This window comes from Psychromonas ossibalaenae ATCC BAA-1528, assembly GCF_000381745.1.
Classification (GTDB): Bacteria; Pseudomonadota; Gammaproteobacteria; order Enterobacterales; family Psychromonadaceae; genus Psychromonas; species Psychromonas ossibalaenae.
Genome location: NZ_KB906967.1, coordinates 164,001 through 185,979 on the forward strand (window position 1 = coordinate 164,001; position 21,979 = coordinate 185,979).

The window sequence follows — 21,979 nt, forward strand, 5'->3', positions numbered from 1 at the left end:
GTTATTTATTTAATTAAAAACAGTGAGTTAGGTTAGATCTATGTCTTTGGTTGCAAAAAACCAAGTTGCTAAAAAACCAACGACATATGAGATAAGTAAACCCGCGGCAAATACAGCCATTCCGGCAAAAATCCCCGAGTTAGAAGTCATCAGAGGCATTGCAACCACCCCCGAAGGGCCAAATACCGTGTTCAATCCGACCGGTAAGCCCATGTAAGAGACCATACCGATGAAGAATCCACCGGCAGCGCCACCAATACATGCTGTAATAAATGGTTTAACACGCGGCAGCGTTACGCCGTAAATCAGCGGCTCACCAATTCCAAAGATACCAGGTACAATGGCACCTTCTATTTGAATGCGTGTCATAGAGCCTTTTTCTGCTTTAAAAAACAGAGCAATAGAAGCCCCGACTAAACCACCGCCAGCCATTGCTAGAATAGGAAAAAGGGAGTTAAAGCCCTGAGTTTCCATTAGTGCAAAATAAACAGGCACAAAACCTTGATGGATACCAAACATCACTGAAATTAAGAACAACCCGGCTAAAATTGCACTCCCGAACGGATTTCCGTTTAAGTTAATAAACAACCACGACATACCTTGAAACAGCAGTCCGCCAACCGGCATGATGATAATAAAAACCATCGCCCCCATAATCAGCAAAGTAAAAAGTGAAGTGAGGATCATATCTAAGCTGTCAGGTATAAATTTCCGCACTTGACGCTCAACCCAGGCACCTAAAATAGCCGCAATCAATACACCGATAATGTTACCGCGAGGATCTATCGCAAAACCAAAAAAGTCTTCCATTCCGGAGTAGATACCCGTTGTAACTTCTGCGTCATAACCCATTACAAATAACGAGGCTAGAATTGCACCGTTTACGCCGGATCCGCCAAAAGCCTGCTGAGCATTGTAACCAATGAGAATACTTAAAAAGCTAAATAAACCTTTACCAAAGACGCGCATATACTCAATTAATTCAACTAAATGGGCATTAGGTGCAGAATTACCTACTATCCATATCTGCTCCATTAATGTCGCAAAACCGAGTAATAATCCAGCAGCAATAAAACCGGGAATTAACGGGGTAAATACAGTCGCAAATTTACTTAAAAAGCGTTGAACCGCACTGGTCTGCTTTTTTTTCATCTGCTGCTTTTTATCCGAGGCAATGTCTGCAAGCTGTGAGTTATCAGATGCATTACCGGCTCCACTCTGCTGAGATGAGTTTTCAATTATCTCATTCATCATTTCTGAAGCCTGCTGCGCTTTACCAGGCCCTAAAATTATTTGAAACTGATCGTCACTTTCAACGACTCCCAGTACACCGCCAAGTTTTTTAATCGCATCTTGTTCTGCTAATGAATCATCTTTAAGCGTTAAACGTAATCGAGTCATACAGTTACCACAACTTCTGACATTAGCCTGTCCGCCAATTAACTGCATTAACTGATCAATCATTGTGCTTGTTATTTTAGCCATGCTAGTAACCCTAATTGAGATAAATTATGCCGTGATCACTTGGCGTACAAAGCCGTTACATTGATTAAGCTGTTTTTCAGCATCAGCGACATCAATATTTAACAGCAGCATTACGATCGCTGTTTTACAATGATTATTGCATTCTGAAAGCGCGTCAGCCGCCTCTTTTTCACTGCACTCAGCGGCCTGCATCACGATGTTTTTCTGGCGCTGAACCAGCTTTGCATTGGTTGCTTCAACATCAACCATCAAGTTGCCGAATACTTTGCCGGTACGGATCATCGCACCTGTAGTGATCATATTTAGAACCAGCTTTTGCGCGGTTCCTGCTTTCATACGAGATGATCCCGTCACCACTTCTGGTCCCACAACAGGTGTGATAGAAATCTGTGCAAGCTCTGCCATTGGACTGTGCGGATTACAACTTATACTGGCAACAGTTGCCCCCACGGATAAACCATACTGCATCCCGCCTAATGCATACGGGGTACGACCACTGGCGGCGATACCGACCAATACATCATTTTTGCTCAGTGAAATTGACTGCAGATCTGAAACTGCAAGCTCTCTATTATCTTCAGCATTTTCAACAGCTTTTAAAATTGCTTTTTCACCACCGGCAATTAAGCCAATCACTAATTCAGGTGATGAACCGTAAGTTGGCGGACACTCACTTGCATCCAATATACCTAAGCGCCCGGAAGTACCTGCTCCGATATAAATAAGGCGGCCTCCTGACTGAAATGCCAGGGTGGCGGCATCAACTACTCTGCATATTTGCGGAATTGTTTTTTCTACAGCTGAGGCCACTTTTGCATCTTCATTATTAATCACTTTAAGCATCTCAAAAGTTGACAGAATATCTATTTTTTCAGAAGCACTGTTGCGGCTTTCAGTTACCATTTGGGTCAAATCAATTTTCATTTTTTATCCAGTTTTAAAGATTAATCTAATTCTTATTTGCCAGCATAATACCCGCCAGAACGAATATTAACGTGACTTAGATCGCACTAAAAATCATTCCCACAAGCAATATATCTGGAATAATTTATTCACAACTAAATGAAAAACAATCCATTTACAAAGTGATTTAAATATTTTCAGAGACTTAGCCACCAACTTGACTATGGAATAAAAAAACACAACAATGGAATAATATATTACAAAAAAAGAAGATTTTATGTCTATTCATCATGTTCTCTTGAGCCAACGCAGTTCACTTTCTCCAAGTGCAGCTCGAATTGCCGACTTCATTTTGGAAAACCTGCAGCTATGTAGTGAAATCACCAGTCAGGAACTCGCTGAAAAAGCGAACGTAAGTCAGTCGAGTATTATAAAATTTACTCAGAAGCTAGGATATAAAGGTTTTACTGCGTTCAAACTAATGTTGATAAAAGAGCAAAATCTTGAGTCAGTACTGCTCAATCCCCATACACCAATTCATAGCAAAATTAATGATCAAGACAGTGCTCTGACTGTGGCGCAGAAACTTGTCCAAGAAAAACAACAGGCGTTACTCAATACTACCAATGCAATAAACTATATTGAGTTTGAAAAAGTTGTTAACTTTATTAACCTGGCCGGCAGAGTACAAATTATGGGAATTGCCGGATCGGCATTAACCGCAAAAGATCTCTCGTTTAAATTATTAAAGTTAGGGATAACGGCCATCTCTGAGCAGGATAGTCATATACAAATGGCAACAGCTAATACCTTAAAAAAAGGAGATGTGCAGATATTAATCTCCTATTCAGGGACACGAAAAGAGATCTTAATTGCAGCACAGGCTGCACATGAAAAAGGAGCGACAATAATCGCTTTAACTGGGCTCAAAGCAAACCCTCTTAGAAAAATCGCACATTATTGTATTGATACAATTGCCGATGAAGAAAAGTACCGCAGTTCCTCTATTTCTTCACGCACCGCACAGAATGTAATAACAGATCTTATTTTCATGTCTGTTCTGCAAAAGAGAGGTGACAATATAAAACGTCTAATGCATGACATTTCATCAACAATAAAAAAAGTTTAAAGACCATATCGCCTTTTCAGCCGTATCCCTGTTCTATGTAGAACAGGGATATTGACACCAGCCTAAAAACCGCTTGAATAATTTTTACAATACGCACAGAAAATACCGTTTCAAACATCTATTTACACGATTATGAAGACATAACTCAGTCTTTCTATAGGAATTTCAACATAAAAAACATATAAATTTAGACATTTAACCAGAAGCTGACTCCCTACTAAAAACAATCTAACAGGTTGAAAAACAACCACTATAACTTAGTTCAACCCAAACAAACCCTATATCACATAATAATCAATAACGCACTTAAGAACAAAGTTGTGATTTAAAATACACTTACGCCTCAAAGTTTTCCCTTTTTGCGATGAACATCAATTTGTCACATTGAGTGTCTGTTAATATCCGCCCCGTTTAAAATTCTATTAACCACGAATTTATTAAGGATTATGTAATGTGGAATAAACTCAACAAGTCTATGATGTTCTGTCAGATGATGTTTGGACTTTCTTTCTATGGGGTGATGGTCATTCTGACCAGATTCTTTTTAGAAAACTTAAATTACAGCGAAGCCGATACCATGATGGTGGTCGGTGCGTTTGCATCCATCGGTCCATTATTTGCTATCGCCGGCGGTTTTATCGCTGACAAATTTTTGGGCGCATACCGCTCATTAACCATCGCTTATCTGGTTTTTGCCGCCGGTTATGCGTTACTGGTGCTTGGTGCGTCAATCGTTAACATACCAATGAGCTTATGCGGTATCGCGCTGGCCAGTTATGCCCGCGGTTTAATGTCCCCTTCTTACCCAAGCTTGTACAAACGTACTTTTGCCAGCCAGGAAGATTTTGAAAACGGCTACTCGGTAAACTATTCTGTGAATAATGTCGGCGCGCTTTTAGGTCAATATCTATTCCCGATGTTTGCACTGGCGATTGGTTTCTACGGCAGCTTCTTATTATCTTCACTATTAGCTTTCAGCGCTCTGGTACTTCTTGTTATATTCCGCAAGCCGTTACAAGGCGTTGGGGCAGACATTGACAAGCAGCCGGTCAGCACTAAAAACTGGATAACCTTTGCCGCTGTTTCTGTCGCGATGATCGCTTTAGTATTCTTTATGTTCTCTAATATGGACATTGGTCAGAATATTGTTTATGCCATTGGTGCAGCGGCAATTGCTTACTTCATCTCGCTGATGTTCAAAGCTAAAAAGTCTGACGCGTTAAAGATGGGCACTATTCTGATTATGACCGTATTAACTACCGCATTCTTTGTCTACTACGGCCAGATGATGACATCAATGACCATGGTAACCATCAATACAATGCGCGGTGATCTGTTCGGCATTATCCCTATCGCACCTGAAGCATCTATGGCGATGAATCCGTTATGGTGTATTGTCGCAGGCCCGGTAATCGCGCTCTTATTCTCTTCATTAGAAAAGAAAAACATTAATTTCTCTACGGCAACTAAAATCGGTTTTGCATTTATTCTTACCGCCGTGGCTTTCGGCATACTAGCCTTTGCAGTAATGAATATAGGCACTGATGTTATTATTCGTCCGGAAGTATTCCTGGTTATTCACTTCTTCCAGGCATTTGCAGAGGTTATTGTCGGCAGTATGGTGGTGGCATTTATCCTGTCAGTTGCACCAAAACATATCGAAAACTTTTCGGTCAGTCTGTTCTCAGTTGCTATTGCAATGAGTGGTATTGTCGGCGCAGTATTCTCAACATCCATCGCACTTGAAAAAGGCCAGGAGATCACCCAGGAGATTGTTCAGCAGGTATATGGTGATTACTTCAGCACATTAACATTCTGGGCAGTTGTAATGGTTGCAGTGGCATTCGGCGCATCAGTCGTTATCCGTAAAATGCTTGAAAAATGTGATGATTCAGACGATCTTAACCTTGCTGAAGCGAAGAGCTAAAGCTGATAATTTACTGAAATATCATTGTAGTTAACTACGAAATATACAAAAAGGGACAAGCAGTCAGCGAGTCCCTTTTTTGTATCCAATAACACAAAAAATTAAGCGGAAATTTCTTTAATCATCGCAAGCTCTTGTTGAGTAAAGTTCAGATTTTTTAATGCGTCTACCGCACTGCGGATCTGTTCTTTTTTACTCGCACCGATTAAACAAGAGGTAACAGCTGGATTATTCAGAGTCCACGCCACAGCCATTTGCGCAAGGTTTTGACCACGCGCTTGCGCCAGTTCATTTAAGGCCTTCACTTTTGTTATTTTTTCAGCGGTAATATGCTGCTCGCTTAAATGCACTATTTCCGAACGAGCTGCTCGTGAGTTCTCTGGGATCCCTTGTAAATATTTATCGGTTAACAAGCCCTGTGCCAGCGGTGAAAATACAACAGCCCCGACTGCCTGCTCCTTTAAAACATCTGTTAAGCCGTCTTCTATCCAACGGTCAAACATATTATAACGGGGCTGATGGATCAGCAGAGGCGTGCCTAACTCACGTAAAATTTCAACCGCTTTTTGAGTTTGCTCCGCTTGATAATTCGATATCCCTACATACAGCGCACGGCCGGAGCGTACAATAAAATCAAGTGCCTGCATGCTTTCCTCTAACGGCGTATCAGGATCGGGTTTATGGTGATAAAAAATATCAAAATAGTCGAGACCGGTTCGTTTTAAACTTTGATCGCAGCTTGAAACTAAGTACTTTCTGGAACCACCAATGCCGTAAGGTCCAGCCCACATATCATAACCGGCCTTACTGGAAACCAGCATCTCATCACGATAAGGCTGTAGATCCCGCTTGAAAATTTTTCCAAAAGTACTTTCAGCAGCGCCGTAACTAGGGCCGTAATTATTGGCCAGATCAAAGTGGTTAATACCCAGGTCGAAAGCAGTATGTAACAGGGTTCGAGCATTACTTAACGGATCAGTTTCACCAAAATTCTGCCATAAACCTAATGATAATTTAGGTAATAAAATACCGCTATTGCCGCAGCGCTGGTACTGCATTTGTGTATATCTATCTGCTTGTGCGCAATAAAGAGTATTGGGTTGTTCTGTCAGCATTTTATTTCCTCATCATATAATACGAAAGTAGTAACTTGATCAATCGTCACCAGTGTATATTAGACACGCCAAATAGTGGTGTAAAACTGACAATCTTTACACATCAATTCGAAGATTTTAAACTGCTGAATAGGAAGCTGATACAGCTAATTTACAGAAACAGCTGCATAGTCAACTGTAGAAAAAGAGCAAAGTAAACAAACCATAACGAGTCCTTTTTTACTTAAAATTCCAGCTCCAAGGCCTATTCATTTCATAAAATATTAACCAAACAATAATAAAACCTCCATAATAAGAAGGCAGTAGACATTACCTGTTACTTTCCATTAAAACAGCAAAGCGATTCAATTTTAAAATATCTCCAACCCGCCTTAATAACTGAAGTTAGGGCGCGTACCTCTTCTACTAAGCGTAAATAAAAAAATTAATCCTGTCGATTTCCCAGTATTTGCAGCCATCTCTTTAGAGGCATATAAATCACCAAGACTTTAACTTACATTGATTAATTCGAGGTGCGAAACATGTGTGTTTTATCACATTTAAAATCCCCCCCCTGCATTAGACTACCTCCTTCGAAATAGAGGGATATTCGTTTTTCTTTGCGCAGTAATAAAATGGCGCACATAACACACACTACTTTATGAGTATTTAAAAAGGTTGAATATGAAGAAGAAAACTATATTAGTTGCGATATTAGGATCATTAGGTTTATTTGCCTGCAACAATGACTCTGAGACTGAAAACATTGAGAATCTGCCGTTAAACGAAAAACCGATGGTGATCCCTTCATTATCAGAGTGGGAGTCAGGCCGCGGTGATTTCACTTTAACTGCACAAAGTAAAATTATCGTTGACTCAGTCGATCCTGAAATTCAAGAAACACTCGTTAGAACCGCACAGCTATTGAGTGAAAACATTAAAATCATGTCCGGCTTAGAACTGCCTGTTGTTGAATATACAGCCGCAGAAAAAGGCGATATTAAAATTAGTGTCGCCGGTGATACCCCGGAAACTAACGCTTTAGAAAGTGAAAACTACCAGATAAACATTGGTGAAACCTTAGTTGTTGAAAGTTCGACAGTACCAGGCGCAGCCTTTGCCACACAAACCATAAAACAGATTTTGATACAGGATAAAGACGGCGCGAATGATATTCCCCAGGGGATCATTAATGACCAGCCGAAGATTGAAACCCGCGGCCTAATGCTTGACCTGGGACGCCGTGCTGTCAGCCTGGATTTTGTCAAAGATTACGTTAAATTTATGGCCTATTACAAAATGAACGACCTGCAGCTGCACCTCAATGATAATCAGATTATCTGGGGTGACAGCGGTACACCGGAAGACGGCAGTAACTGGGATATAAACACCTGGCAGGAAACTATTTATCACGGCTTTAGGGTACAAATTGATGAGTATCCGGATTTAGCATCTGAAGATGTGGCTTATAGCAAAGAAGAATTAGCCGAACTGAAAGAGTTAGCAACTTCTTTAGGTGTTCAATTGACCGGTGAAATTGAAGCTCCGGCACATGCGGTATCCTTCAGCCGCATTGCACCGGAAATAAAACATCCTGATATGCGTCCGGATCATTTAGACCTGTCTAATCCGTTAACCTTTGAAATGATTGAAAACGTCTGGGATGAAATTTACCCTTACTTCGATAATGTGCATATCGGCGCCGATGAATACGGCGGTGCTAAACTGGAAGAAAAACTCTCTAAAGAGATGATTAACTACATGAATCACTTTAATGAGTTTTTGAAAGACAGAGGTCATGAAAATATTCGCGTATGGGGTAATACAACAACGCTGCATGATTTAGGGGATACATTAGATAAGGACATAGTACAGCAGATCTGGCTGGGTGGATTTGCAGATCCGCAGGACACGCTGGATAGAGGCTTCGATGTCATCAATACCAATGATGCTTTCTATACCGTACCTACCGGTAATAACGGTTATCATGACACGGTTGATCCTGAAGTGATGTACAGCGACTGGGAAGCAAACGTTTTTTCCGGCGGCTTTGAAATCGGTTACGATAACCCGCAGTTTAGAGGTGCTATTATTGCCCTGTGGAATGACCTGGGCTGGGACCCTGACTGGGCTTACACTGACGCCGATATTCATGTCCGCTTAAGAAACAAAGTAAAAGTAGCGGCACAGAAGATGTGGGCAGAAGAGCGTGAACTGCCCTTCGATAAATTCCAGAATGTTGCTTATAAATTAGGTGAGTCACCGGATTTCAGTGTCATTTATCAAATAACGGAAAATGATCTGGCATCTAAAAAACCTGTTTATGCTTCATCTTACAAAAATATTTTATATAGACTAGGTGATATTGAAGGCAAGCTTCTGGACAATAACTTCCTGGGACATCCAGCGGCCGTTGTTGACGGTTTAGATAATTCACGCTGGATAAGCGGTGACACAACCGCAAATGAATGGATTATGGTGGATCTACAGGCTGAAACCACAATCAACACAATTAATATCTCATGGGGTGTTGACTGGGCGGCAAAATATGAAATTGAACTGTCCAATGACGGCAAATCATGGACAACAGCAGCGTCAGTCGATAATGCGGTCGGTAACAATAATGACATCATAGAGATTGAACCCGCGGAAGCACGCTTTGTGCGTGTGAAAATGATAGAAAATGCAACGGATCAGCCTTATCAGATCCACTCCATAGAAATATTCAATAACTAATATTTTCCTGCATCTTCAAATTCAAGGGCTTAGATATTAAGCCCTTTTTCTACAAAGAAGCCTGCCTTTTCACTTTAACGCAGTAATAAATGCTGAAACGGCGCTTTGCGGATCAGCTGAATCAAAGCTAATGAAACAAAGAAGGCAGCCAAAGGCGTAATAATGCTCGCCAGGCTGCTGTTCATTTGTATTATTCCATTAATATTCATCATCACTATCACTACCAGCATATGCACCAGATAGATGCCCAGGCTGTGCTGCGCTGCGTTCTGCAGCCAGCGGTAATTTCCCCAGTTAGGGTGGTTTAGCAGCAGCATAAATAGGCCTAATGTCCAAAACAGTGTGCCGAACAGAAAATCATGTACGCTAAAACTCTGCCCGAAATAGGTCAGGTAATAGGCTTCACAAAAGTGAATAACGATGCCGGTGACAATAAACAGCCAGGCGCCGATATTCGTCATGGTAAATTCTCGACGGCGTATTTCAAATCCAATCGCAACAAACAAGGTCGAAAAAAATGGTCCGTTTCTGGTAAAAATCGGCGCACTCAGTTCGGTCATCGGCTGGTAAGAACCAGCCGCCACACCATAAATAAACAAGACAGCCGCTATGGTTAATAACCAGCGCACCTGTTTAGTCAGCAGCAGTAAAGCGATAATTGCAACGGCACAAATTAATGCAGGTAAAAACCACAAGTGGACAAGCCCCCCTTCAAACAAGCTGTTTAATGGTGATGCAGCTAACCTGTCCCAGTAACTTAAACGTTCCGCAAGATAACCCTTTTGGCTCAAAGCCAAGGCATTTATTGGGAATAATAGATAAATAACACTCCAGCTTACCCATATTTTCAGCAGAGGAAGTGAATAAATTTTCAAGTGTGCCAGCGGCGAAGCTATTAATTTAGGGGCAATAAAATAACCAGAAATAATGAAAAATAACGGTACGGCAAAACGACTGATTTGATTTAAAAACAAACCGAAGCTGGTGTCTTCTCCGCTGCCGAAAATCGTAGTGATAAACGGGCGGGTATGAATAAAAATGATAGCTATAATCGCTAACAGCCGTCCCAGCTCGATACTGGAGATCTTATTTTGGTGCATAGTTTCTTTCCTAGAATTGACAAATAAAGCGCCTGGAATACAGTTCATTCAGTCGCAGCAGTAAATTACCCTAGCTTTGAGACAATACCGTCATCATTACAGCTCGGTTAGTTATCATTTTCATTCTTAATTGTTTTTATTTGATCGCAGTCAAGTTCTATAAAAAGCAGAGATCTCTATATAAAACAGTGATTTTACAGAAGTACAAATAAGGAGGAAACGGCCGGACTGATGCGCCGCCAGCCCGTTAAATACATAACTAAGATTGATAGATGATATAGCTGGAGCTGATGTTTCTTCACTGCCAGCTGCTTTACAATAAGCCCTTTAAAGCTTAACCGCTTTTAACCCTGTTTATCCGGCCAGGCTGACATTCCTGTGCATACTTTTGAGGCGCTTATGAAATTCAAACAACCATTATTACCGGCATTACTTTTAAGTTTTTTGTCCATTTCCCAGGTTAATGCGGCAGCCGTCACCTTAAAAGACGGGCAGAGTTTTACAGGCCAGATAAAAAGCCAGAACACTGAAACACTTATACTCGATGCCGACGGTATTGAAATGCGCCTGCCGGTTAACAAAATCGCTTTCATTGATATCAATGATAACAGTCTAAATGCAGCCGAGAAGCCCGTTGAAAAAAACACACCGGCGGCAGACAACAGCACACCGGCAGCCGTCAATGCTGGTACTGCACTTACGATACGTATGTCTGAATCGGTCAACAGCCGCCACAATAAAAGCGGGCAGCGTTTTACTGCGGTACTGGAAACTAACCTGATGGCGGGTGATGTTATTGCCGCCCCAAAAGGCGCTAAAGTTTACGGCGTGTTAACGAATGTTAAAAAGGCCGGACGGATAGCGGGCTCAGCTTCTATGACTATGCAGCTGACCGGGATTTCTGTGAATGATCTAATGGTTGATATAAAAACGCAGAGTATCAGCGGTGAAGGTATAAATACCGCCCGAACTACCGCAAAAAGAACCGCAGGAACAGCAGCTGTCGGCGGTCTGATTGGCGGCAGTGACGGCGCAAAAACCGGTGCAAAAGTCGGGCTAGGCCTAGCTGTTCTGACCAAAGGCAACGATATTCAAATGCCTAAAGACGAATTAATTGATTTTGTTTTAGCAGCCCCGCTTAACATCTAAACGTCAATAAATGAAACCCTGCTGTATGCCGGGTTTCATTATCCATTGCTTAAAAGTCAGGCTGCAGTCACCGTTAAATTATTCATCCAGTAACGTTTTAAGTAGCGCTGGAAACACAAAGCAAACTTCACTAGTTCTTCTGCCAGCATCAGCATATATACGTATTTAAAATCCCAGTCCAATATGAATGCAGCAAATGCAGTAAGCGGCACCCCCACCATCCACATGGAAACAAAATCCATACGTAGACAAAAATAATTATCGCCGCCGGCCCGCAGAATACCGTTGATAATAATCATATTAAGCATACGCAGCCATATCGCACAGCAAAGTACCGTTAATGCTGGTGATGCAAGCAGATATAATTCCGCACTGCTCAGGTTTAACCCGGACAAAATCATATCTTTAGCGAATAAAAGCAGCAGCCCGACACACAAGCCAAATACCAGTACCGTCTTGATAAAGAACTGCGACATCTTAAAAGCTTCAGCAAATTCATCCCGCCCTAACGACTGTCCAAGCAGTACAGAACAGGCCACTGAAATACCGAAAAACAGTGAATAACACAAAGATTCAAAGGGCCCGATCATACTGAACACAGCCAGCTCTGTTGTGCCCATATGTCCGAAAATCATTTGGTATACCAGCGTACCGATTGCCCATACTACTGCGCTGGCAGTAGAAGGGATTGCTATGTGTTTGTATGACGCCCATAATTTAGCTGAGTCAGGCAGTGTTGCTGCACTGAGCAGCCAGTGTCTGCGCCAGTATAAAAAGCCGAACATCAGTACAACCTGCAGTAAGCGGGAAATGGTGGTCGCTAAAGCGGCACCTGCCACTCCCATTGCAGGAACACCGAATCCGCCTTTAATAAGCCAGAAATTCAGAGCTATATTAACGATAATTGTCAGTGCACCTAAATATAAAGGCGTGAGGGTATCACCAGTAGAGCGCAGAGCTGATTCAGAAACAATAATCAGATGGGTTAGGATCAAAACCGGAAAACTGTACCACAGGTAAGTTGAGCCTAACTCAATAACCTTTAAATCCGTTGTCTGCAGCATCATGATGCTGCCGGAAAACAGCGTAATAGCTAAGGTGACCGGCACTAATATTTTGGCACCGCAGCTCATCACCAGCATAGTAATCGTTTTAGCAGAACTGCGGTCATTTTTACCCCAGTACTGGGCGACTAATACCCCGTTAGCTGATGCCATTCCGGCCATGATCATGATTGCAACAAAATGCCATTTTGAGGCGATTCCCACAGACGCCGTTGCTTCGTTGCCGAAATCACTGACCATTAACACATCTGCCATGGCTAAGACGGCAACTAATGCACTTTGCACTGCGACGGGAAATCCAATTTTGATTACCTTAGATAACATACCATCAGGTGTGGATTTACGGTTTGAATTGAGGTAGTTTTTAACAGTCATATGCGCTCCTTATTTTGCAGGGCAACTATAGTTGAAGAGGAATTGAAATAAAATGTGCAAAAATAGACAAAACCTGTGCAAATCCGTCATCAGCAAAATCAAGCCTAAATCACAATGGCAGGAAGATGTCTATTTAGCGGATGCCTGTAAAGAGCGTTTTCTAACCACTTCTGATATTCCCGAGCTTCATCAGGAACAGATATTTATGGCAGGAATGGCCGAGCTTGCCGACGGTTATCATGTTGAGCGCTGCGGCGTTGCAATTCATACCTTGATTTTCACCTTAGAGGGCAGCGGGATTTTAACCACGGCAGAGCGGGTTGAATTGATCGAACCTTATACTCTACTGGTTATTCCTGCGCATATGCCGTTTCGCTTTGAACTCAATCCAGTTGATAACTATTGGAAGATGGTCTGGCTGCTGCCTCAGGTCAGCGAAAAATGGAAGCAGTTTGCAGAGCTGGGACAAACAATTCTGCCCTACCATCAGTGTGAACAGATATGGTCTCTGCTGAACTTGATTCATTGTGAAATTAACGGAAGAACAGCCTTTCGCCGTCTGCTGGTAAGTGAACTGAACTTGAAACTGACGGGGGTTGAATCCAAGTCCACCAGCTCAGTATCGCGTGTTCATACTTTGTTTAATGAAGTACAAAGTCAGCTGCATCTGCCGTGGACAGTGAAAGAGATGGCATCGCAATGCTTTATCAGTGAAGAGCAGCTGAATCGGATTTCAAAAAATTTGTATGCTATGTCCCCCAGAACCAGACTCATTCATCTGCGCATGGAGAAAGCTGCTGATTTACTGCAGTATCGCGAATGGACCATTTCGATGATCGCTCAGCGTTTAGGTTATAAAGATCCTTACAACTTCACCCATCGTTTCAGGAAATACTTCGGCTGTTCACCAAGTCGATATAGAAAGAACATTCTAGAAACGCATTTATGATGCTGAATATAAAAACGGAGCTGCTTCAACCCTGTAGAAGCGAAGGTAAACGGGTGCTCTAGTATCAGGCAATAATAAGAAATTGAAGCAGGCATTGCTCTGTTCGCTTTTAGGCAAGCCCCTCACTCAACAAAACGTAACAAGCACAACAAGTATCGTAAAAATTATCTATAATTACAGTCATTAAAAACAAAAAAAATCCAAACCAACCTCAAAATAACAGCCGTTAATAGAAAGAGGAGAAGAGCCAATGAATGAGTTCAAAGGACTAAATGTGCTGGTTTGTGATGACTCTATCACCAATACTGTCATTCTGATGCATTTAGTCGAACAAGAAATAAATACTAATGTTATTACTCTTATTGAGTCTCGAAAAATTGAAGCAACATTAGCCAAACAATCCGTTGATTTAATTCTACTTAATTTAGAAATGCCCGGTATGAAGGGGCTTGAAGTGATCGATATTGTAAGAAAATCCTATGAACAGGAACAGCTGCCTATTTTGCTTATTAGCGACGTTGAAAATAAAGAAATTCGCAATAAAGCTTTGAAAAATGGTGCAAACGATTTTCTGAATAAACCTTTCGATCAGGTTGAAGTGATATTACGGGTTAAAAATTTACTGAAAACACGTCAAAGTTACATTACACATACAGCAGGTAAATACCAGGTTGAACAGCTGGTACAAGAACGCACACGAGAATTAAATCTGTCAATTAAAGGACTGCTCTACAGCCTGGCTGCCGCGGGGGAGCTAAAAGACAATAGTAAGGGTAAACATGCTGTTAGGGTCGGAAAATATGCTCGAATATTAGCGGAAGGTGCGGGATTTCCGTTAGAATTAACCGATATGATCGAGTTAACTGCGCCTCTTCATGATATTGGAAAAATTGCTACGCCCGAAAGCATTTTATTAAAACCGGGCAGGCTCAATGGAGAAGAAAAGGAGATCATGCATCAGCACACCGTTAAAGCCAGATCTCTAATCAGCTCTGTTAACTCTCCGCTAATTCAAATGGTGCAGACTATTGCTGCAAACCACCATGAATGCTGGGACGGCAGCGGCTATCCCAAAAAGCTGTTAGGTGAATCAATACCAGTTGAAGCACGTATTACCGCTATTGCGGATGTTTTTGATGCATTAACCAGCAAAAGACCCTATAAAGATGCCTGGTCGCTCGATAATGCCGTTAATTTTGTTAAATACCAGGCAGGAAAAATGTTTGATCCGTTATTAGTCGCAGTGTTTGTGCAGCAGCAGCCGAAAGTTGTTAAAGTGATGCACGAATTAGCAGACTGATTAACTCAACTTTGCAAATAATTATACATACGGATTTTGCTTCTTGGGAAAAGACAGGATCCGTATCATACAAAGAAATGCCCCTGCCAAAGAACTTAAAATCCAAATCAATATGCTTTTCCAGCCCTTTAACAGCAGACTGCACACATTAATACATAAATATTTCTTATGTATTGTATACAAAATAGTTTATTTATCAGCCGCTGATACTCGTTCAATATACACGTCTCGAAACAAAACAGATATTTAGAGACGATTAGGAGTCCCTCATGCAAAAAACATTTAAACTGTCATTATTGACACTTGCCGGCCTTACCGCTGCAGCCCCAAGCTTTGCCGGCGGGCTTGCTTTATCACAAATAGGGACTGCTGAAAGTGTTGCTACTGCTGGTGTTGCCGGGGTTACCAATAATCGTGATTCATCCGCAGTGATCAGCAACCCTGCCGGTTTATCGGGTATTGAAAATAACAGCACAGTTCTTGGTGTACAGTATTTAAATTCAGAAAGTGAATTTGAACGTAATCTGGGTGGAGGTACAACCGCTAAATCGGACCAGGTTCTTCCACACCTCTCTTTTGCTCAGCGTATCAATGAAAACTGGGTCGCAGGTTTATCTGTACACTCTCCTGGCGGACTCGGAGTGGAGTACAGTAACGGTTTAACAGGAGGAGTTAACGGTGCCAGCCTGGTTGATGAAAACAGCATTGAAATGCTCAACCTGACGGCATCTGCCTCTTACCAGGTTAATCAGTAGCTTGCTTTAGGTGCTTCAATAATCGCCCAGTATGCTTCCGTCAGCACAAACTTTTCAGCAGGACAGCAGCAGGGCAATATTGATGCGGATAACTGGTCACCTTCCTTTGCACTGGGGGCTATTTACCAAGCATCTGATGCCACCCACCTTGGATTAACTTATAACTACGGCGGCAAACATAAATTAAATCTAGACACTGAAATCACCGGGCTTAACGAACAAGACTTAAACTGGCCGCAAAGTGTTGAAGCAGGCCTGCAGCATCAGGTTAATCAAGACCTTGCACTGATGTTAAGTGCAAACTGGCAGCAGTGGAGCCGTTTAGCTGACGATTTTGATGATACCTACGGCGCAGGTATTGCGATGAGTTATCAGCTGAGTGACTGGACTGTGCAGACAGGTTTCAGTATTGACTCCAGTCCGCTTAACTCAAAAGATCGCGGCCATGCATTACCCCTTGATCAGCAGTGGCGTTTCGGTGTCGGCGGTACAAAAACGCTAAGTAACGGTATGGGGCTTGGCTTAGCTTACCAGTATCAGTCTCTAGGTGACGGCGATATTACCGGCAGTCTGCTGAATAAGGGGCATTACGATACTAACCGGATTCATTTTATCACCGGCTCTTTAAGCTTTTAATTGTTTAGATTAGACCTTGTGACTGACAGCTCTGCACAATAGCTTTATGCTGAGCTTTTTTTGTTTTCTTATATGCACTCATCAGTAATAAAAACAGCTGTTCCGACACTACTGAAATTACTCATATCCCCCATGAACGACAGGAAGTACCTCTGCAGACTCATCATCCAGCATAGCAAGCAGACTTTCGTAACCCTGTTTCGGCGACCAGTCTAATTCGCACTGCGCCAGCGATGAATCATAAACTCGATCAAGTTTTCCAGGTAAACACCAGCCTCGTTCTGTAAATTCCTGCGCAAGTTTCGGTACATACTCTTGAATGACTTCATCTACACTTAGATACAACTCTTTGCAGCATGTTTTTTTAAAGGGTGTTTTGCCGGAGATTATATACCGCCTAAAACCTGATAGACGTTTCTCTACTGCACAGGCATGTGCACTGGCGGCATCCCGCGCGTCAATACCACGCGTTAAACGATAGACAGCCATTAAGTTTGCCGGTTCAGGGAAACAACGAGACATCTGCAGCACAGTAACAGGTAAAGCAAACAGGTTTGAGATATCTTCCAGAAGCTGCTCAGCCTTAATCTTTGATCTATGGTATATCGTTTTAGGTCTTGGAGTAACGGTTTCATTTATCCAGCCAGCTCTGCCCTCCGGCGTTGAAGCAGAACCATAAAGAGCTGTGGTACTGGTGAAAACAAAATGTTTAATCCCCTTTTCGACTGCCAGCAAAGCTAACTGCTCCGTTGCTTTTATATTAATTTCTTCAAATTCATTATCTGATACCAGCCCGACATGAGGAGCATGCAGCGCGGCGGTATGAATAATCACCTCCACGCCCTGTAAAGCTTTAGTTAACAAGGCTGTATCACGGATGTCTCCGACATAGTCAGCTGTTGAACAAGGCGTTCTATCTATCCCTACTACCTGGTGTTTTTTCATCAGGTTGATATAAACAGCGCGCCCTACCCGGCCCGCGGTCCCTGTAATTAAAATTTTCAATTTATGACACCTGTTTGAACATGGTAATGAGAAAAAGACAAAACTCTTAGCAGTCGAATCTTTAACAGATTATATGTTAAGGGTAAAAAACGGGATAGAAAAACCTTTTAATAACGCCTGTATCTTTATCTCACTAAAATAAGTTAGAAAGAGTTAGAAACCTATTGAATATCAGTATTGGCAGCCGATTAAGAGATATTCCACGCTCTAGCCTTATTTAAGGCTAGAGCGTTTTTATTCGTACCTTATTCACAATATCAAACAGACAGGCGTTTAACTACGCAATAAGCAGCTGCTGCAATTGATTAAATAAACTCTCACCTCTAACATGAACAGTGAAAATTGATCTTAATCAATTACCTTGCCTCTGTATAAATGGTTTCACTCATGTAACTTTTATCTTTATAAGGATATATATGTCCATAAAATACCGCTTAACTGCAAGCTATGCTGTCATTCTTGCGTTTCTGTTAATCACATTAACCGTTACGCTTTTTCGTTTTAATGGAGTTGCAGGCCAGGTTAGAGAAGTTGTTGAAGGAGATGCCTATAGAGCCGAACTGGCCAGTGAAATTAATATACAGGCAGAAAGCGTCGCCGGACGACTGTTATTACTTTTCATCCTTGAAGAACAGCAGCAGCGCACCGCTATTTATAATGAAATCGATTCACGAAATATAAAAATAGATGAGGCGATTGAAAAAATTTCCCCTTTAATGATCTCAGCTGCAGATAAAATTTCTTTACAAAAATTAATCGATCTCAGAGCCAGCTACCATAAGCAATTTTTTCTTACCGTTGATGCCATCGAATTTGGAGAAGAAAACGAAGCACGCGATCTGATGACAAACAAAACACGCCCTGCATTACAGGCTTTACTGGCCGAAACAACACAAATGAAACAACGTCAGCAGACCTCGATGAAAAGCCGGCAAAACGCAGTTGTAGAGCTGACTGAAGAGTCACTGCTGCTTGTCCTGGGACTGGGCATAAGTGTATTAATTATTAGCCTGCTGATGGCCGGTAAAATTACCCGCAGTATTATCAGCCCGCTTAATCAATCGCTGTCAACCGTTAACAGTATCGCCTCTGGTGATTTATCACAGGACATTTCCCCGGGTAAAAACGATGAACTGGGCAGCCTGCTTGCGAGCATGTTAAATATGCGCGATCACTTAAAAAGCATCATTAGTGAAATCCGCAATAATGCTGAAACGGTTAGCCAGTCGGCTGTTGACATGCAGGAAAGTACGGAGCACGTTAAAATCAGCTCTACTGCCCAAAGCCAGATGGCTGACAATATTAATATCAGTGTTTCCCATTTATCTAACGGTATCAAGACAACAGCAGACAGTGTAGCAAAGGCCAAAGAGCAGGCGACCAAAGCGCAGGACTTAGCGGTTCAAGGAGTGAGTTCTATTAATAATGCCTCACAGGAGATAAACCTGACGGCAGATATTGTTGCTGAGTCTGCACATTCAGTACAGTGTTTAAGCCAGAGCGCGGGCCAGGTTACCGAAGCTGTTAATCAGATTCGAGGCATAGCCGACCAGACTAACCTTTTGGCATTAAATGCATCTATCGAAGCCGCGCGGGCAGGAGAAAGTGGCCGGGGTTTTGCGGTTGTCGCAGATGAAGTGCGGGTACTTGCCAAACGGACAGCCGAAGTTACTGAACAGATAGACACGGTAATAGCCACCATGAACCAGCAGACCGAAGAAGTTTCCAGCCGGATAAATGCCGGAAAAGAAGGCATCGACCACGGGGTTGCGCTGATTGATGCGATCGTTGTACCGCTGCAGAATATGGAACAGGACGCTCAACAGTCAGTCGAAAATTTACAAGATATATCGCAGCTGTCCATTCATCAGGCAGAAGAGAGCAGCATAATTGCAGAAAATGTCGGTGAGATAGTCAACATGGCAAGTTCAAACACACAAACAACTGATAAACTGGCGGCGATTACAGAGCAGTTACTGGATACAGCACAACAGGTTGAGTCTTCATTAATGACTTTCAAACTTGAGCACAATAAATAACAAACGCAGGTGTCAAACTATATCACTAAAGGTGACTTAGGCACCTGTAATGGCACAAGAGAAAATATATAAAACAGAAAGCGGCTGCATTGGCAGGACACAGCCTAGTTCCTTAAGTGATCAATCCAAGTTATACAGCGAGCACTTAGGCATGCTGACCTTGCATTCAGCATGCCCTAATGGCTCCGCCAACAAAAACATCAACAAAACACCGCTATAATTTAAAGCGCCCGACAATACTCATAAGTTGATTATTTATATTAGAAATATTTTCTGCTTCTGAAAATGTTTCTTTTCCGTTGTTATCCAGCTCACCGACAATTTCACTGATGGCTGACATATTGCGGCTTACTTCTTGAGTAACACAGCTTTGCTCTTCAGCAGCTGTCGCAATCTGGGTGCTCAAATCATTCATCTCGCCGACAAACTGGGTCACTGTGCCAAGACTTTCAGTCATACCGCTCATCCCGTTTGCTGTTTCCTGGCAGCGCTCTTTGGTCATATCCATTGCATCTACAACCGATTGATTTCCTTTCAATAAACTACTGAGAGCGGACTCAATTTCTTCGGTACTGTCCTTTGTTCTACTTGCCAAATTCCGTACTTCGTCAGCAACGACAGCAAATCCTCGCCCTTGTTCTCCCGCTCTAGCCGCTTCTATTGCAGCATTAAGCGCCAATAAATTGGTCTGCTCTGCAATTGCACCAATAACGCTGAGAATTGCATTTATCCCGTCAGTTTCATCACTCATCTGCTGTACATTTAGTGCAGTAGCATCTACATCCTGCACCAGTGCAGTAACTGTCTGCTGGGCCTGGTTTACCGTTGATTGTGATAAATCACTGGCATCACTCGCCTTTTGAGTTAACTGCGCAGTATTAGCGGCATCTGTCGCCATTGCATCTGCAGTCGCGCTCATCTCTTCGACTGCAGCGACAATCTGCTCTGTTTCAGAAACATGGTTTTTCAACATAGAGGTATTCTGCGCTGACATCCCTTTAAGCCCGTTTACATTATCCTGCAGGTTGACAGATGCACTTTGAATTTCCAGCATCATGCTCTGCAGATTTTCAATAAACTTATTTACACCATCGGAAATCTGCCCAAGATCATCACGAGTTGTCACTTCTAACCGCTGAGTTAAATCTCCATCTCCTTGAGATAATCCTACTATGGTTTTTTTCAAATCAAGGATAGGCCGATACAGAATTTGAATGACAAAAAACGCAAGAGCAAGACTTAATAAACACGCGCTCAGCGATACGACAATCGCATTGAATTTGACATCTTCCAGCTGGGAAAATGCCACCGCTTTATCCAGACCTATGGCGAAATACCAATTTTTGTCTCCTACCTGAATCTGTTTAGAGAACATCAGTTTTTCGACACCATTTAAAGTGTATTCCTGCAGCGTACTGTTTTTCTGAGTTGCCGTAGTCAATACATTTTTAATTGATTGAATATCCGCCCCTTTATCTCCTACTTTCAATGAGGCAGAGCTAGACGCCAGAATTGATGTGTCTTCAGTCATGATGATGGCCGCAGAGCCGGGTATCTGGGCGGCATTTTTTACCATTTCATTCAGAAAGCCCAGCTTCATATCGACAGAAATCATACCGTTAAATGTTTGTTCGACGATACTTATCCAATAGACATCACCATCAGAGCTTAAATAAGGTTCCGTCACTGAAGTGCCGCTGCTTTTAAAGGCGGCCTGATACCAGGATCTTGTCGTTACATCCCCCTCATATTTGTGATTCGGCCAGGTAGGAGCGATCTGATTCCAATAAGCATCACCATTTTTAAACCCGATTACTGCACTGTTTAAATTTGCCGCGTTAGCTATCATTTTTGCTTGTTCAATAATCTCTTCGGGAGTGCCTTGAATACCTTTATTTTTGAACTGAGCAGCTAACTTCCCTATTGCATTCACTTTTTCACCCAGCAGCACTTCAACGAGTTTTGCCTGATCCGAGACATAATTACTTGTAGAATCACTTATCATGCCCGTAATCGTATTAGACTCCTTTGTATAAGATATGTAACTTGATATAGACACCGAAAGTGCGACTAAAACTAATATAGATATAAGTAGTAAATTTTTAAACCCAAGGTTTTTCATAAAGATCCGTCCTATTGATAAATACCTAAGGTAATTATGGGGAAACATCCTCATTTTACAAATACCAAAATCAATCAATCGTCACTCACACTCTGAAAGTAGGTCATGCAGCACTCTGCTAAAAGCGGCGTTGATAAAAACCTGACATTAATAGAAAACAGGCGGTAATGACCACATGTTTCTGGTCATTAATTTGTCGTTTTGCAGGGGG

At 42.1% G+C, this 21,979-nt stretch carries 14 protein-coding genes and 1 pseudogene; 8 read left to right on the top strand and 7 right to left on the bottom strand.

What is annotated here, in order from left to right; all coding sequences use genetic code 11:
- Positions 1-27: 27 nt before the first annotated feature.
- Together murP and murQ are read right to left on the bottom strand one after the other, a co-directional pair.
- On the bottom strand, positions 28-1,485 hold the full coding sequence (gene murP, locus G327_RS0100625) for a PTS N-acetylmuramic acid transporter subunit IIBC (RefSeq protein ID WP_019612824.1): 1,458 nt from the start codon (positions 1,483-1,485) through the stop codon (positions 28-30).
- A gap of 24 nt (positions 1,486-1,509) precedes the next feature.
- A complete protein-coding gene (gene murQ, locus G327_RS0100630) occupies positions 1,510-2,409 on the bottom strand; it encodes an N-acetylmuramic acid 6-phosphate etherase (RefSeq protein ID WP_019612825.1) in 900 nt (299 codons plus the stop codon).
- Positions 2,410-2,665: 256 nt separating this feature from the next.
- Here murQ and G327_RS0100635 point away from each other — a divergent pair, with 256 nt between their 5' ends.
- Both G327_RS0100635 and G327_RS0100640 read left to right on the top strand, forming a co-directional pair.
- Positions 2,666-3,517 carry an SIS domain-containing protein gene (locus G327_RS0100635; protein ID WP_019612826.1) on the top strand — a complete coding sequence of 284 codons (852 nt, stop codon included), beginning with the start codon at positions 2,666-2,668 and terminating at the stop codon, positions 3,515-3,517.
- A gap of 451 nt (positions 3,518-3,968) precedes the next feature.
- Positions 3,969-5,444, top strand: a complete 1,476-nt coding sequence (locus G327_RS0100640) for a peptide MFS transporter (protein ID WP_019612827.1) — start codon at positions 3,969-3,971, stop codon at positions 5,442-5,444.
- Positions 5,445-5,545: 101 nt separating this feature from the next.
- Here G327_RS0100640 and G327_RS0100645 read toward each other — a convergent pair whose 3' ends face one another.
- Positions 5,546-6,559, bottom strand: coding sequence for an aldo/keto reductase (locus G327_RS0100645; RefSeq protein ID WP_026339114.1), 1,014 nt, complete (start codon positions 6,557-6,559; stop codon positions 5,546-5,548).
- Between the two features lie 663 nt (positions 6,560-7,222).
- On the opposite strand from G327_RS0100645, the gene G327_RS0100650 reads away from it, so the two are divergent.
- Positions 7,223-9,274 carry a family 20 glycosylhydrolase gene (locus tag G327_RS0100650; protein WP_019612829.1) on the top strand — a complete coding sequence of 684 codons (2,052 nt, stop codon included), beginning with the start codon at positions 7,223-7,225 and terminating at the stop codon, positions 9,272-9,274.
- A gap of 74 nt (positions 9,275-9,348) precedes the next feature.
- Here G327_RS0100650 and G327_RS0100655 read toward each other — a convergent pair whose 3' ends face one another.
- Positions 9,349-10,374: an acyltransferase gene (locus G327_RS0100655; RefSeq protein ID WP_019612830.1), complete on the bottom strand. Its 1,026-nt coding sequence runs from the start codon at positions 10,372-10,374 to the stop codon at positions 9,349-9,351.
- Between the two features lie 399 nt (positions 10,375-10,773).
- Here G327_RS0100655 and G327_RS0100660 point away from each other — a divergent pair, with 399 nt between their 5' ends.
- On the top strand, positions 10,774-11,523 hold the full coding sequence (locus G327_RS0100660) for a hypothetical protein (RefSeq protein WP_019612831.1): 750 nt from the start codon (positions 10,774-10,776) through the stop codon (positions 11,521-11,523).
- A 56-nt stretch (positions 11,524-11,579) separates the two neighbouring features.
- Here G327_RS0100660 and G327_RS0100665 read toward each other — a convergent pair whose 3' ends face one another.
- Positions 11,580-12,962 (bottom strand): MATE family efflux transporter, encoded by a 1,383-nt coding sequence (locus tag G327_RS0100665; protein ID WP_019612832.1) that lies wholly within the window; start codon positions 12,960-12,962, stop codon positions 11,580-11,582.
- A gap of 52 nt (positions 12,963-13,014) precedes the next feature.
- Between G327_RS0100665 and G327_RS0100670 the strand changes: the two genes are divergently transcribed.
- The 3 genes and pseudogenes from G327_RS0100670 (at position 13,015) to G327_RS27255 (ending at position 16,602) form a co-directional block, all read left to right on the top strand.
- Entirely contained in the window at positions 13,015-13,911 is an 897-nt protein-coding gene (locus G327_RS0100670) for an AraC family transcriptional regulator (protein WP_019612833.1), read from the top strand.
- 250 nt (positions 13,912-14,161) lie between these two features.
- Positions 14,162-15,211, top strand: coding sequence for an HD domain-containing phosphohydrolase (locus tag G327_RS0100675; protein WP_019612834.1), 1,050 nt, complete (start codon positions 14,162-14,164; stop codon positions 15,209-15,211).
- Between the two features lie 269 nt (positions 15,212-15,480).
- Positions 15,481-16,602, top strand: a pseudogene (locus G327_RS27255) (OmpP1/FadL family transporter).
- Between the two features lie 117 nt (positions 16,603-16,719).
- Here G327_RS27255 and G327_RS0100690 read toward each other — a convergent pair.
- On the bottom strand, positions 16,720-17,607 hold the full coding sequence (locus G327_RS0100690; RefSeq protein WP_019612838.1) for an NAD-dependent epimerase/dehydratase family protein: 888 nt from the start codon (positions 17,605-17,607) through the stop codon (positions 16,720-16,722).
- Between the two features lie 416 nt (positions 17,608-18,023).
- On the opposite strand from G327_RS0100690, the gene G327_RS0100695 reads away from it, so the two are divergent.
- The gene (locus G327_RS0100695) at positions 18,024-19,646 is read left to right on the top strand and encodes a methyl-accepting chemotaxis protein (RefSeq protein ID WP_019612839.1); all 1,623 of its coding nucleotides are present in this window, start codon (positions 18,024-18,026) and stop codon (positions 19,644-19,646) included.
- Positions 19,647-19,860: 214 nt separating this feature from the next.
- Here G327_RS0100695 and G327_RS0100705 read toward each other — a convergent pair whose 3' ends face one another.
- Positions 19,861-21,768 (bottom strand): methyl-accepting chemotaxis protein, encoded by a 1,908-nt coding sequence (locus G327_RS0100705; RefSeq protein WP_026339116.1) that lies wholly within the window; start codon positions 21,766-21,768, stop codon positions 19,861-19,863.
- Positions 21,769-21,979: the final 211 nt, after the last annotated feature.

What these genes read in the sequence shown, in the direction of transcription:
- murP (WP_019612824.1), bottom strand. Translation starts at nt 1,485, where the DNA reads ATGGCTAAAATAACAAGCACAATGATTGATCAGTTAATGCAGTTAATT.
- murQ (WP_019612825.1), bottom strand. Translation starts at nt 2,409, where the DNA reads ATGAAAATTGATTTGACCCAAATGGTAACTGAAAGCCGCAACAGTGCT.
- G327_RS0100635 (WP_019612826.1), top strand. Translation starts at nt 2,666, where the DNA reads ATGTCTATTCATCATGTTCTCTTGAGCCAACGCAGTTCACTTTCTCCA.
- G327_RS0100640 (WP_019612827.1), top strand. Translation starts at nt 3,969, where the DNA reads ATGTGGAATAAACTCAACAAGTCTATGATGTTCTGTCAGATGATGTTT.
- G327_RS0100645 (WP_026339114.1), bottom strand. Translation starts at nt 6,559, where the DNA reads ATGCTGACAGAACAACCCAATACTCTTTATTGCGCACAAGCAGATAGA.
- G327_RS0100650 (WP_019612829.1), top strand. Translation starts at nt 7,223, where the DNA reads ATGAAGAAGAAAACTATATTAGTTGCGATATTAGGATCATTAGGTTTA.
- G327_RS0100655 (WP_019612830.1), bottom strand. Translation starts at nt 10,374, where the DNA reads ATGCACCAAAATAAGATCTCCAGTATCGAGCTGGGACGGCTGTTAGCG.
- G327_RS0100660 (WP_019612831.1), top strand. Translation starts at nt 10,774, where the DNA reads ATGAAATTCAAACAACCATTATTACCGGCATTACTTTTAAGTTTTTTG.
- G327_RS0100665 (WP_019612832.1), bottom strand. Translation starts at nt 12,962, where the DNA reads ATGACTGTTAAAAACTACCTCAATTCAAACCGTAAATCCACACCTGAT.
- G327_RS0100670 (WP_019612833.1), top strand. Translation starts at nt 13,015, where the DNA reads ATGTGCAAAAATAGACAAAACCTGTGCAAATCCGTCATCAGCAAAATC.
- G327_RS0100675 (WP_019612834.1), top strand. Translation starts at nt 14,162, where the DNA reads ATGAATGAGTTCAAAGGACTAAATGTGCTGGTTTGTGATGACTCTATC.
- G327_RS0100695 (WP_019612839.1), top strand. Translation starts at nt 18,024, where the DNA reads ATGTCCATAAAATACCGCTTAACTGCAAGCTATGCTGTCATTCTTGCG.
- G327_RS0100705 (WP_026339116.1), bottom strand. Translation starts at nt 21,768, where the DNA reads ATGAAAAACCTTGGGTTTAAAAATTTACTACTTATATCTATATTAGTT.